13 protein-coding genes are annotated in these 12,577 nt (G+C 63.2%); 2 read left to right on the top strand and 11 right to left on the bottom strand.

The window, feature by feature from the left end; genetic code table 11:
• Positions 1-264: 264 nt before the first annotated feature.
• The 11 genes from rpsO to rimP form a co-directional block, all read right to left on the bottom strand.
• Entirely contained in the window at positions 265-534 is a 270-nt protein-coding gene (gene rpsO, locus INT40_RS08425) for a 30S ribosomal protein S15 (RefSeq protein WP_101571170.1), read from the bottom strand.
• A gap of 92 nt (positions 535-626) precedes the next feature.
• A complete protein-coding gene (locus tag INT40_RS08430; protein ID WP_101571172.1) occupies positions 627-1,565 on the bottom strand; it encodes a bifunctional riboflavin kinase/FAD synthetase in 939 nt (312 codons plus the stop codon).
• Positions 1,566-1,654: 89 nt separating this feature from the next.
• Entirely contained in the window at positions 1,655-2,026 is a 372-nt protein-coding gene (locus tag INT40_RS08435; RefSeq protein ID WP_193095914.1) for a hypothetical protein, read from the bottom strand.
• Entirely contained in the window at positions 2,016-2,660 is a 645-nt protein-coding gene (locus tag INT40_RS08440) for a hypothetical protein (protein ID WP_193095915.1), read from the bottom strand. Before INT40_RS08440 ends, INT40_RS08435 begins: the two co-directional genes overlap by 11 nt.
• An 80-nt stretch (positions 2,661-2,740) precedes the next feature.
• On the bottom strand, positions 2,741-3,658 hold the full coding sequence (gene truB, locus INT40_RS08445) for a tRNA pseudouridine(55) synthase TruB (protein ID WP_193095916.1): 918 nt from the start codon (positions 3,656-3,658) through the stop codon (positions 2,741-2,743).
• Between the two features lie 13 nt (positions 3,659-3,671).
• On the bottom strand, positions 3,672-4,544 hold the full coding sequence (locus INT40_RS08450) for a ligand-binding protein SH3 (RefSeq protein ID WP_193095917.1): 873 nt from the start codon (positions 4,542-4,544) through the stop codon (positions 3,672-3,674).
• 146 nt (positions 4,545-4,690) lie between these two features.
• A complete protein-coding gene (rbfA, locus tag INT40_RS08455; protein ID WP_193095918.1) occupies positions 4,691-5,125 on the bottom strand; it encodes a 30S ribosome-binding factor RbfA in 435 nt (144 codons plus the stop codon).
• A gap of 215 nt (positions 5,126-5,340) precedes the next feature.
• Complete coding sequence (gene infB / locus INT40_RS20915; RefSeq protein ID WP_101571187.1) at positions 5,341-8,379, bottom strand: translation initiation factor IF-2; 3,039 nt, start codon at positions 8,377-8,379, stop codon at positions 5,341-5,343.
• A 132-nt stretch (positions 8,380-8,511) separates the two neighbouring features.
• Complete coding sequence (locus tag INT40_RS08465; protein WP_101571189.1) at positions 8,512-8,787, bottom strand: YlxR family protein; 276 nt, start codon at positions 8,785-8,787, stop codon at positions 8,512-8,514.
• Between the two features lie 71 nt (positions 8,788-8,858).
• Entirely contained in the window at positions 8,859-9,821 is a 963-nt protein-coding gene (gene nusA, locus INT40_RS08470; RefSeq protein WP_101571190.1) for a transcription termination factor NusA, read from the bottom strand.
• Positions 9,822-9,904: 83 nt separating this feature from the next.
• A complete protein-coding gene (gene rimP, locus INT40_RS08475; RefSeq protein ID WP_101571192.1) occupies positions 9,905-10,369 on the bottom strand; it encodes a ribosome maturation factor RimP in 465 nt (154 codons plus the stop codon).
• Positions 10,370-10,500: 131 nt separating this feature from the next.
• Between rimP and INT40_RS08480 the strand changes: the two genes are divergently transcribed.
• Both INT40_RS08480 and INT40_RS08485 read left to right on the top strand, forming a co-directional pair.
• Positions 10,501-11,481: a hypothetical protein gene (locus INT40_RS08480; RefSeq protein ID WP_193095919.1), complete on the top strand. Its 981-nt coding sequence runs from the start codon at positions 10,501-10,503 to the stop codon at positions 11,479-11,481.
• Positions 11,478-12,497 (top strand): aminoglycoside phosphotransferase family protein, encoded by a 1,020-nt coding sequence (locus INT40_RS08485; RefSeq protein ID WP_193071969.1) that lies wholly within the window; start codon positions 11,478-11,480, stop codon positions 12,495-12,497. The genes INT40_RS08480 and INT40_RS08485 overlap by 4 nt, the downstream gene beginning before the upstream one ends.
• Positions 12,498-12,577: the final 80 nt, after the last annotated feature.

The raw sequence follows: 12,577 nt of genomic DNA on the forward strand, positions 1-12,577 counted from the left end.
GGGGCCCACGGAACCGGCAGTCGTCTGCCCGTTCTTCCGGAGGCCACTACCGAGGACCGAAACGTCCATGGCATGATTGTCCACTTTGAAGTCTACCGCAGTTGCCTCGTCGAGCCATCGAGACGCATACCACCCGGGCATGCCGAGAACTCGTGCTGTCGCGGAAATCCGGATGCCACGGGAATTGAGCTGCCTGGGAAGACGAAGAAGCGCCCTGCATGATGCAGGACGCTTCGTATCGCACTCAATATGAGGGGGCTGGTCTCAGCGACGCAGACCCAGGCGCTTGATGAGCTCGCGGTAGCGCTCGATCTCGACGCGCTGCAAGTACTTGAGCATCCGGCGGCGCTGGCCGACGAGGAGCAGCAGGCCACGACGTGAGTGGTGGTCGTGCTTGTGATCTTTGAAGTGCTCGGTGAGCTCGGTGATCCGGCGGGTCAGCAGCGCAACCTGGACCTCGGGAGAACCGGTGTCGCCCTCGTGAGTTGCATATTCCTTGATGACTTCTTGCTTTTCAGCAGTACTGAGAGCCATGGACTTCTCCTTTTGATCGTTGCGCGGCGCCGAGACCTGTCAGTCTCAGCACTATCGAACCGCGGCCGGTGAAAACGGCAAGGTTCAGTTTATCAGGTGTGGAGGACCTCGCGCACATCGGCAATATCCTCATGCATCTTCACAACGAGTTCGTCCATGCCGGTGAACGTCACCTGTCCCCGGATCCGTGACACGAATTCGAGTGTCATGTGCCTGCCGTAGACGTCGAATTCCCCAAATTCCTTATCGAGAACATGCGCTTCGACGCGTCGGATGTTGCCTTCGAACGTGGGATTCGTCCCCACCGAAATGGCGGCAGGGTAAGCCTGATTCTCCCCGGAGAAAGTCGCCCACCCGGCATAGACGCCGTCGGCGGGAATGAGGCCGGCGGCATCCTCGGACAGGTTCGCGGTCGGGAACCCGAGGTCGCGACCGCGGGCATCGCCGTGGACGACAGTCCCCTCAACCCGGTGGTAGCGACCCAGCTGATCAGCAGCCTCGGCGACATCACCGGCGGCGATCTGCTCACGGATCCGGGACGAGGAGTACCGTCCCCCCCGTCCGACCTCTTCGATCGTCTCGGTCCGGAATCCGTATTTCTCGCCGAGGTGGCGCAGAGTTTCGATGGTGCCTTCGTTGTCTTTGCCGAAGCGCACATCATCGCCGACGACGACGACTTCACAGTGCAGAGCCTCAACGAAGTAGGTGCGGACGAACTCCTCGGCGCTCTGGGCCGCGAAGTCGAGGTCGTAGCGCTGGACGAACAGGGCGTCGATGCCGGTGTCCGAAATGAAGTCGGCCTTCTGCTTCGTGCTCGTGATCATCGGAGTGGGTCCATCCGGGCGGTGGACCGTGCGCGGATGCGGGTCGAAGGTCATGGCCACGGAGCGCAGAGATCGCTCGCGGGCCAGCGCCGCGACGGCTTGGAGAACGGTCTGGTGACCGCGGTGGACCCCGTCGAAGTTTCCGAGGGTCACGACGGTGCCGACATCGTCGGTCCTGACCTCATTCAGTCCGTGATAAAGCTCCACTCGACGTTTGCTCCTTCCGTGCACCGAATCAGGTTATCTCAGAGATGTTCCCACGTGCTAACCCGCTCCCCTGTCGGGAGATGGCTCTGTCAGGAGATGACCGCCCAGCCGATCACACCGATCAAGGATGCGATCGCGATGGACACGAACGTGCCGATGATGAATCGTTCGCCGGCGGCAGACGACGATTTGATCTCCGCGAAGCGTCCGAGCCCCTTGACTGCGATGACGACGGCCATGAGCTCGGGCCGTCCCAGCACGATGGCACCGGCGATGAGTGCACGCTCGACGATGCCGATCCACATTCCACCCCGCAGGACCTCGATGTCCTCACTGCCGGTGCGACTCGGCTTCGAACCGGGGCCGTCGTGGGTCAACCTCAGGAACAGCGGAACCAGCGGGTACCCGCCTGCCCCGGCGACGATTGCGGCGAGGACCGCGATGAGTACGTCAAACCACATGGGCACCTGCCTGAGAATCGCTGCCTGAGCCGGCTTCTGACCGAGCGAGGTGGAAGGTCGAGAGCGCGCAGGCGCCTTCGATGAGTTCCACACTGCCCGGGGAGAGCACCCGCGACACAGCTTGTTGGGAGACGTCGAAATGTTCGGCGATGTCGTGCTGTGTGGATTCGGGCCGGTCGAGTCGACGTTCGATGTAGCGACGTGACTGAGACCGGATGTTCTCGAATGTCCAGACAATCAGCCGCAGAGCACTTTCGGCCAGTTGCGACTGCTCGGTCGCCGGATCCGACTGCTCGGTCGTCGGATCCACGACGAGATGCGCCGGCGCCCCCTTTGCAGCCTCGACCGCGCGCCTGGCTGCATAGAAGGCCTCTCCCCTGCCCTCGGCAGTGGAGGCCGGTAATGGGGTTTCGACCGGGCCGATGCCGATTCCGATATGCCACCCGGTCTGAGCAGCCAACAGTCGGACGGCCAGAGTCACCTGTTCCGCCGAGCTGAGAACGCCCTGCACCTCATCGCCGATCGTGCGTTCGAAGCCCCGCTGGGTCTCAACGCGGGCGAGGATCTCAAGCAGACCGGGCACCTCATCGGTGCGGTCGCGGGATCCTCGCTGGTCGATGGTCATGACATACATGACTCAAGTACACCAAACCCGCCGACAAGAAACAAGCGTTTCAGTTGTATTAACTGAATACAAGCAAATCACTTGTAATATCAGGCGAGGTCGATGGCGAATGCCGTCTGGGACTTCAGCACTCCCCCGGCTCGCACCTCGGCGATCGAGACGAGCTCATCGCCGGAGACCACAGCGACCTCGCTGCCCTGCTCAGGGCTGCGGTCCGTGCTGACCCTCTTGCCCTGCATGAGTGCTTTGGCCTCCTCCGAGTCCACGTGCACCGTCGGAAGCAGGGTCTGGGCCACCTCGGCGAGGGATATCAGTGCGGGTGCCCCGGTGTCGAGATCCTCGGGGATCGTCACCGCCTGGTCCAGGTCGAAGGCGCCCACGCGGGTGCGCCGCAGCGCGGTCAGATGGCCATGGACGCCGAGGCTGGTGCCAAGATCTCGCGCCAGAGCACGCACATAGGTTCCCGATGAGCAGTCGACTTCGACGTCGACGTCAATGTGACCCTCGGCAACGGAGAACCGAATATCGAGAATGGTGAAGTTCGAGATCTCGACCCTGCGGGCCTTGAGCTCAACGTCTTCACCGGCACGCACGCGGGCGTAGGAGCGTTGGCCGTTGACCTTGATTGCGGAGACGGCACTGGGAACCTGGTCGATCGATCCCGTCAGCGCGAGAACGCCTTGGGCGATCGACTCATCAGTGACTGCCGCCAGTGCGGCCGGTTCGGCGAAGAGATCAGGTTCGGAGTCCGCGTCATCCGTGGGCGTGGCCGAGCCGAGGCGGATCGTGGCCAGATAGGTTTTGGACACACCGGTGATGTATCCCAGAAGTTTGGTCCCGCGGCCCAGTCCGAGCACGAGCACGCCCGTGGCCATCGGATCGAGTGTTCCGGCGTGCCCGACCTTGCGGGTGCCGCACCAGCGCCGAATCCGAGAGACGACGCCGTGGGAAGTCAGGCCCTGGGGCTTGTCACAGACAAGGACGCCCTGTGGCGCGGAATCGTTCACGTGGCAGGTGCGATCAGTTGAACGATACGTGCACGTGGTCGAAGTGGTTGTCCGTTGGTGAACCACGGTCTTCCATGCTGGACCAGCCGCTGCCGGGGTTCCAGATGCGCTGCTTCCAGATCACATACTTGACGTTGAGGGCACCCGAGTTCTTGATCAGGTAGTCGGCGATGCGGTCGCCGGTGGAGTCGGCGATCATGATATCGACGGCCCCGCCTGTGTAGTGGTCGGATGTGCCGGAGCCCGGGCGAACGCCGCCGTAGGTCTTGACCTCGGGGAATTTCGCACACACGGCGCGGTAGCCGTTGACCGCATTGGGCTGCAGACCGGATTCGATCGAGGACGAGACCGAGCAGGGCTCGTTCGAGATGCCGGATGGGGTGTCTCCACCCTTGGAGGACTTGTCGTCGGAGGACTTCGCGCTGCCGGACTCCGCGTCGGCCTTCTCAGTCGTCGCAGACGGCTTGGGCTTCGGAGTTTTGACGTCGAGCGTCGTCTTCGATGTCTTGTTCTTGTACTTGGGATCGTCCTTGACATCCTTGATGTACTCTTCGCCGGCCTTCTTGCGCTGGGCGTCGATCTCGTCCTGGCTGACAGCCGAAGGCTTCGACTGCGGCTGCTGCGCCGAGGTCTCAGCTGCCTCGGTCGTGACGCTGCCGGCCTCGGGCGGGCTCATCACGACGGTGGAGCCGACAACGGCTGCGGTGGCGGCGGCCGGAACCGCGATAGCGGCAACGACAGGACGCTGACGGACAGTGGCCAACACCGAGGTGGCGGTTGACGGCGCGTCCGAGGAGTGCCGACCGGCAGAGCGCTTGCTGGCGGGGGTCAGATCCCGGACCAGCTGCTTAGCAAAGCCAGGCTTTGGCGAAGAGTGCTTACCCAATGCAGAAATCCCTTGACAGAGTCGTAATCATTTCGTTACCAGAAAAAGTCTAAACCAGAACCGAAAGATAACAAAACTGTTACGTGAAGTTTTTTGCTCACAGTGACAGAGATCGCGTCTGCGCGGTTTCCCGCGCGGTTCAGCGCTCAGTCCTCGTCTTCGACGTCGGCCCTCTTGTAGGGGTCGACATCTCCAGCAGGTTTCGCGTCCTTGGCCAGGCCGGCCACCCGAGCGTCATCGGCTGCGGCTTTGGCGAGAAGACCGTCGAGGTGAGCGGCGGCCTCCGGCACGGCGTCGGCCATGAATTCGAGGCTCGGGGTGAGTCGAATCGTAAGGCCCTTGCCGACCTCGGAGCGGATGAAGCCCTTCGCGGATTCCAGTGCTTTGCCTGTGGCTTCCAGGTCCTGTCCGTCGCCGAAGACCGTGTAGAAGATCGAGGCGTGCTGCAGATCTCCGGTCACGCGCACATCGGTGACCGTGACGAAACCGAGACGTGGGTCCTTGAGTCTGCGTTCGATCGTGCTGGCGACGATGACCTTGATCTGGTCGGCGATCTTACGCGCCCGAGTTGCATCTGCCATGGTGTCTTCCTTCTTCGTCTGAATCGTGTTCGTGACCGAGTCCGTTGGGAACTGCCACTTTTGTCTCTGGGGTGGTGCTGTGCTTGAGTTTCTGGGTGCAGCTGGGCGCCGAAGCACAGACCGGGTCCTGCCCGGGCCGTATGCGGGCGAGTGCACTCATGCCACCCGCTCGCACACTACCCGTTCAGAACCCGGCCTGGAGAGCGATGCGCTGATCAGTCGCGAGGCTTCTCACGCATCTCGACGGTCTCGATGATGTCACCGGTTCGCAGATCGTTGAAGCTGCCCAGGCCGATGCCGCACTCGTATCCTTCGCGGACCTCGGTGGCATCGTCCTTGAAACGACGCAGGGACTCGATCTTGACCTTTTCCCCGACGACCACGCCATCACGGGTGACGCGAGCAGACGCGTTCCTGGTGATGTGACCGTCGCGAACGATACAACCGGCGATGTTGCCGAACTTCGAGGAACGGAAGACTTCGCGGATTTCCGCGGTGCCTGTCTGGACCTCTTCGTACTCCGGCTTGAGCATGCCCTTGAGCGAGCTCTCGATATCGTCGATCGCCTGGTAGATGACCGAGTAGTACCGGACGTCGACGCCTTCGCGTTCTGCCAGGTCGCGTGCCTTCGCTTCCGGACGGACGTTGAAGCCGAGGACGATCGCATTGTCGACCGTGGCCAGGTTGATGTCGTTCTCGGTGATCGCACCCACACCGCGGTGGATGATGCGCAGGTCGACGTCGTCGCCCACATCGATCTTGAGCAGCGAATCTTCCAGTGCTTCGACAGCACCGGACACGTCGCCCTTGAGGATGAGGTTGAGCATGTCGACCTTGCCCTCGGCGAGCGCCTTGGTGAAGTCCTCGAGGCTGATGCGCTTGCGACCGCGAGCCTGAGCTGCGTTGCGCTCGATGGCGTCACGCTTCTCAGCGATCTGGCGGGCGGTGCGATCATCATCTGTGGAGATGAACGTGTCACCGGCGCGCGGCACGGAGGACAGACCCAGCACCTGGACGGGACGGGATGGTCCCGCTTCCTCAACGAGGTTGCCGTTCTCATCAAACATGGCACGCACACGTCCGTAGGCGGTGCCACACACGATGGCATCTCCCTGACGCAGTGTGCCGGAGTCGACGAGCACGGTGGCAACCGCGCCGCGGCCCTTGTCCAGCTTGGCTTCGATCGCGATGCCGCGAGCGGACTTGTCCGGGTTGGCCCGGAGGTCCAGTGCAGCGTCGGTGGTCAGCAGGACGGATTCGAGCAGCTTGTCGATGCCCTCGCGCTTGAGCGCGGAGATCGGCACGAACATGGTCTCGCCGCCGTATTCCTCGGCGACCAGGTTGTATTCGGTCAGCTGCTGCATGACCTTGGCGGGGTTGGCGCCTTCCTTATCCGTCTTGTTCACTGCCACCACGATCGGCACATTCGCGGCCTGAGCGTGGTTGAGTGCTTCAACGGTCTGCGGCATCACGCCGTCATCGGCTGCGACCACGAGGATCGCAAGGTCGGTCGACTTCGCACCACGGGCACGCATAGCGGTGAACGCCTCGTGACCTGGGGTATCGAGGAAGGTGATCTTGCGATCGATGCCTTCGTGTTCGACCTCGGCCTGGTAGGCACCGATGTGCTGGGTGATTCCGCCGGCTTCGCGGGACGCCACGTTCGCGGAGCGGATGGCATCGAGAAGCTTGGTCTTACCGTGGTCGACGTGACCCATGACGGTGACGACCGGTGGGCGTGCTGCGAGATCATCGTCGTCCTCGTCCGCGGCTTCCGCGTCCAGGTCGATGTCGAAGGTCTCGAGCAGCTCACGGTCTTCGTCTTCGGGTGAGACGATCTCGATCTTGTAGCCGAGCTCCTCGCCGAGGACCTCGAAGGTGCCCTCGTCCAGAGACTGGGTGATGGTCGCCATCTCGCCGAGGTGGAAGAGCACGGTGACCAGGTTCGTCGGATCGGTGTTGATCTTTTCAGCGAAGTCAGCCAGCGAGGATCCACGACGCAGACGCAGCGGAGTGGTGCCGTTGCCGCGTGGAACAGAGACGCCACCGACGGACGGTGTCTGCATCTGCTCGAACTCGGCGCGCTTGGCCCGCTTCGACTTACGTCCCTTCTGACGGGGACCTCCACCGCGGCCGAATGCACCCTGGGTGCTTCCGCGACCGCGACCTGAGCCACGACCGCCTGGGCCGCCTCCGGGTCCGCGACGACCTGCGGGTGCGCCGCCTGGGGCAGCACCTGGTGCACCGGGTGCGCCACCGCCGGCGGGCGCGTTGCCGCGTCCTCCGCCGCGACCGCGGCCTGGAGCTGGCTTGTTCAGCGCAGAGTTCTTCATCATCGATGGGTTGGGGCGAGGTGCGCCCGGGCGTGGTGCCGGTCGTGGACCTGCTGAGCCCTCTTCACCGGATGCACGAGGTGGCTTCTGGCCTGGCTTCGGCATTCCCTGCGAATTCGCAAACGGGTTGTTGCCCGGACGCGCACCTGGACCACCTTGGCCACCCTGGCTGCCGGGGCGATTGCCGGACTTCGGTCCGCCGCGTCCTGCCGGCTTGGGCATTCCCTGTGCTGGTGCGAAGGGGTTGTTTCCGGGGCGAGCCGGCGAGCGACCGCCTGGCTTCGGAGCAGCGCCCGGCTTGGGTGCCGAACCTGGCTTCGGAGCAGCACCTGGCTTCGGCGCGTTCGACCGCGCTGCGGGCTTGGCCTGCTCAGCTGCGGGCTCGGTGGGAGCCGCAGCTGCGTCGGTGTCAGCGGCCTTGGCGTCTGCAGCTGGTTTGGCGTCTGCGGCCGGTGCTGCTGGTGCTTCGGACGTAGCCTCTGCGGCAGGCTTCGGAGCTGCAGCTGGCTTCGCACCGGGCTTGGCACCGGTCGACTTGGCTGCGGGCTTCGACTCTGCAGCCGTGGAATCAGCGGCTTCGGTCACTGCCGAGCTTGCCTTCGCCCCGGGTTTGGCGGCGGGTTTGGCTCCTGGCTTAGCCGAAGTCTTTGCGCCGGGCTTGGGCGCACCTGGCTTCGCTGCGGGCTTTGCGCCCGGCTTGGCTGCCGACTTCGAATCGGCGGATGCGCCGGATGCCTTGTCTGCGCTGGAGTCGGCTGGAGCCGAGTCTGCGAATGCTTCTCTCACCTTGCGCACAACCGGTGCTTCAAGGGTCGAGGATGCGGAGCGAACGAATTCGCCTAGGCCCTGGAGTTTCTCGAGGACGTTCTTACTTGTAGTGCCGAGCTCTTTCGCGAGCTCATGAACACGGGGCTTTGCCACAGTTCTCCTGTCCGGGTTCTTTCCCGGTCAGGAAAGAACCTCATCAATGAAGAGCAGTTCTCATTTCACTGCTCTCTCGAATTCCGATAGCGGTGTCATCGCACGACACTCACAACTTGTCATCCATTCGGGCTACCCGCTCTTCTTGGGTTCGGTATCCATCCTCGGCAGGTCCGAGGCGGTGACCTTCGTTCGAAAGGCTCGAGCGAAGGATGCGGCCGTCAACGCCTTCTTCAGGCATGTGGCGGTCGGGTGCACCCAGACTCCTCGTCCCGGAAGTGTCGCTGACACGTCATGGACGATGGCTGGATGCTGATCGGGTCGAATCACGAATCTTGTGAGTTCTTTCCGGTCGGCCTTTTGCCTGCAGGCGATGCACGTCCTTTGGGGTGCCGCGCCTACAATCACAGTAAACAATTCTACAGCACTTCCATCCCCACCTGTGCCACGGCTCGAGTGGTTCAGATCACGCTTGATGCCTACTCGCCTGGGATGATGTCAATCTTCCAACCGGTGAGCTTGGCCGCCAGACGTGCGTTCTGTCCTTCCTTGCCGATGGCCAGGGAGAGCTGGTCCCGCGGGACGATGGCGCGTGATTCCTGCAGGTCAGGGTCGAGGATGTCGACCTTCGACGCTTTGGCGGGCGAGAGTGCATGGGCGATGAACTTGGCCGGGTCATCGCTGTAGTCGACGATGTCGATCTTCTCCTGGCCCAGTTCGTTCATCACGGCGCGCACGCGGGAACCGAGTTCACCGATGCATGAGCCCTTCGCATTCACGCCGGGCTTCGTGGCGCGCACTGCCAGTTTGGTTCGGTGCCCGGCTTCACGAGCCAGGGAGACGATCTCAACGGTGCCGTCTGCGATCTCCGGTGCTTCGTGTGCAAACAGCCGACGAACGAGGTTCGGGTGCGTCCGCGAGACAGTGACAGAAGTTCCCTTAGGACCCTTGTGGACGTCTGCGATGTAGACGCGCAGGCGCTGTCCGTGACGGTAGGTCTCTCCGGGAACCTGCTCGTGCGGAGGCAGAACTGCCTCAACTTCGCCGAGGTCGACCTGCACCATCTGCGGGTCTCTGCCCTGCTGGATGGTACCGGCGACGATCTCGCCTTCACGGCCCTTGAAGTTGCCGAGCACCGATTCGTCTGCGACATCGCGCAGACGCTGGTGGATGACCTGGCGAGCTGTCTGGGCAGCGATGCGTCCGAAGCCGGTGGGCGTGTCGTCGAATTCGCCGATCGGGTTGTCATCGTTGTCGAATTCGACCGCGAGGATGCGGACTTCGCCGGAGGTCTTGTCCAGTTCGGCGCGGGAGTCTGGCCACGCGCCCTCGGTCTTCTGATAGGCAAGGAAGAGCGCTTGTTCGATGAGTTCGATCAGAGTGTCGAGCGGAATCTCCCGCTCTCGCTCGATAATGCGCAGAACACTGAGGTCGATATCCATGGCCTATATCCTCTCCGGCTCCCTCGAGCATTGAATTGTCGGTCTTCATTTATGCAGGCGTGACATTCTATCTCAGATTACGCTCACCGAAATTTGAGTTCGACCTGTGCCTTGACGATGTCGCCCAGCGACACGGTCCGCTTCTCACGGCTGGCGGGGTCGATTCCCGAAATTGAGTTCTCGCCCACATCGTCGAGATCGAGCTTGAAGGTATCCTTCTTCGTGCTGATTTCGAGTCGACGGCCGATCACTCGTTTGAAGTGCCGCGGGGATTCGAGCTTCCTCGTCGCCCCCGGACTCGTCACCTCGAGCTGATAGGGCTTGTCACGGAAGATCTCGACGTCGTCGAGGGTGTCGCCGACGAGTCGGCTGGATTCCGCGATCTTCTCCATCGACATCGGTTCCGTACTGGACTCGTCAAGGTCGACGACGACCGTCAGCGCCCGCCTCTGCCCTGCGGCGACTGCCTTGACCGATTCCAGGTAGAAACCGGAGGTCTTCAGCGGCTCCCGCAGAAGTTTCTCGATCTGCGCCACGTCTTCATCCATGTGTCCTCCAGTCCTCATCCCGCGGCCGAGGTGTGCCTCGCGCGGGTACGTCGTATCTGCCCTGCTGATTGCCTATGCCCAACCCTAAGCGACTCCCCCGGGTGGGGTTAAGCATCCGCTACGATTGGCCTATGCGTTTTCCCGTCAGCCGTCGCGCTCTTCTCCTCTTCGGTGCGAGCGGGGCCGGCCTGAGCCTGCTGTCGGGCTGCGGAGTGAGACTCGATACTCCCCCGGATGTGCCGACTCTCGATGAGACGAATCAGCTGCGCAACCGCATCGCCAGGATCCTCGCCGCCACGACCGCGGGAGACACGGATCCCGAGACCGCAGGTGAGGATCTGCAGAAGCTCCGCACTGCCATCGGTCCGGCGTGGTCGCCACCCACGGAGGTGGCAACCGAGGCCCCACCGTCGGAGAAGCCGCGGACCTACATCGCCGCCGCCGAGGTGGTCTCCACCGCCGTATTCACCGCTCTGCCGACCTTGGGCTCAACTCTCATTCCTGTGCTCGTTGACGTGGCGACTGGCCTTGCGTTGACCGCGGGGGCAGAAGAGCACGCGAAGATCATCCGTGACGCAGATGCACTGATCCGCGACTCTCGCCAGCCCAGTCCTGACTCGGCCTTGGGCGAACCTGAGGCTGCGAAGGACTCGGGCTCTCCTGACGAACAGGGACCCACAGCCGACGATTCCACTGCTTCCCCGATGTGGAATGAGATCCTCGACCAAGCCAGGGCCGCCTCCTACGGATATGAACGTCTCGCCGTGAACTTCGACTCGAAGTCGCGTGAGCGCAAACGTGCGGTCGCCCGTTTGGAGTCCTTGGGCTCACTGGCAGGAGAGATGCTTGAGAAGCTCGGCGAGAAGAACGCGGACGCTGGTGCTCCCTCGTGGAAGCTCGACCCCAGCCCCACCGACCCGGCGACCGCCAAAGAGCTGGCCCTATCCCTCGAGGACGGCCTCGCAGCCGCCATCCTGCCATGGCTGCAGACCGACACACGAGCCGCTCTGCGACTGTGGGAGTCGGCACAAGCCCGCATGGTCTTCGCCAGCCCCCAGGTGCTGCGTTACTCCTATTCCGAGGACTCGGGAACCGCGGAGGCACAGAAATGAAGGTGCCACCGGTCCTGTTCAACGCCACTCGCGACATCATCGGCGAATTCCGCACCACCTCCTGGGTCGCCGCATTGGATTTCATGGCCACTGAGCTCGCCGATCGCTGGAAGCTGAGCTTCGACGATGTCCCCGGCTCTCCCTGGGCCGGTTGCGAGAGCCTCGTCATCCCGGTCCTGACCCAGGAGCACTACCAGGGGGTGCTGCGGTTCGCCGCCCCCACCTCGGCGCACACTGCCGCGCATGCGCAGGCCCTGCGGGCGTTGAAGATGTGGAACGGGCACGGCGCCGTCCGGGTGGTCAGGGACGATCACAGCTTCCGGGTAACGCTGCAGGAGCGGTTGCGGACCAAGGACAATCTGTCTGTGCTTCCTCTGGCCGATGTGCCTCCGGTCTGGGGTGCCCTGCAGAGGTCGCTCGAGATTCCCGCGGATTCCGACTTTCTGCGGGTCCAGGATGTGGCGGCAGGCTGGTTGAGCACCTTCGATGCTGATGCCGGTCTGCTCAGCGGCTGGTCAGAGGCAGGTCCCGGTGATTCGCTTCTGCTCTCGTTCGCGCGCAATTGGATGCAGACGCTGGCCGCTTCAGAGGAGAATTGGCTCATCCACGCCGATCTGCATTACTACAACATCCTCGCCGGCAACCCCGATGCCGCCGGCATCTCCACGTGGAAGGCCATCGACCCGCAGCCGCTGTCGGGCCCGACCGCCTACACCTTGGCGCCGGTGCTGTGGAATCGTCTCGTGGAGATCCCGTCCCAGCATCCGCAGGCCCAGGCCGCGTGGCTGCGCGGCTTCGCCACCGACCTCGCACTGTGCGCAGGCATGGACCCACAGTACGGAATGGGTTCCGCCGTCGCGCGGGAGGTCACGAACATGTTCTGGTATCTCAGGTCTGCTCGCAGCGGTTCGACCGGGGCCTTGGCCGATGCCGCACGGTCCTTGTGGGTGGCGCGTGCCCTGTCCGGTGCCGACGTCGCCGGCGTCAACGCCCACGCACTCAAACCCATCGGCTGAACACTCCCCTAAACCTCCCCGACGTCGCTGATGGCACCCGGCGCCGGGGTCGTTTAGTGACGTCGGGGAGGTTTAGCGAT

It is taken from the genome of Brevibacterium sp. FME17, assembly GCF_014897515.1.
In the GTDB taxonomy this organism is placed as follows: domain Bacteria; phylum Actinomycetota; class Actinomycetes; order Actinomycetales; family Brevibacteriaceae; genus Brevibacterium.

What these genes read in the sequence shown, in the direction of transcription:
- rimP (WP_101571192.1), bottom strand. Translation starts at nt 10,369, where the DNA reads ATGGATGAAGACGTGGCGCAGATCGAGAAACTTCTGCGGGAGCCGCTG.
- nusA (WP_101571190.1), bottom strand. Translation starts at nt 9,821, where the DNA reads ATGGATATCGACCTCAGTGTTCTGCGCATTATCGAGCGAGAGCGGGAG.
- rpsO (WP_101571170.1), bottom strand. Translation starts at nt 534, where the DNA reads ATGGCTCTCAGTACTGCTGAAAAGCAAGAAGTCATCAAGGAATATGCA.
- INT40_RS08480 (WP_193095919.1), top strand. Translation starts at nt 10,501, where the DNA reads ATGCGTTTTCCCGTCAGCCGTCGCGCTCTTCTCCTCTTCGGTGCGAGC.
- rbfA (WP_193095918.1), bottom strand. Translation starts at nt 5,125, where the DNA reads ATGGCAGATGCAACTCGGGCGCGTAAGATCGCCGACCAGATCAAGGTC.
- INT40_RS08435 (WP_193095914.1), bottom strand. Translation starts at nt 2,026, where the DNA reads ATGTGGTTTGACGTACTCATCGCGGTCCTCGCCGCAATCGTCGCCGGG.
- INT40_RS08485 (WP_193071969.1), top strand. Translation starts at nt 11,478, where the DNA reads ATGAAGGTGCCACCGGTCCTGTTCAACGCCACTCGCGACATCATCGGC.
- INT40_RS08440 (WP_193095915.1), bottom strand. Translation starts at nt 2,660, where the DNA reads ATGTATGTCATGACCATCGACCAGCGAGGATCCCGCGACCGCACCGAT.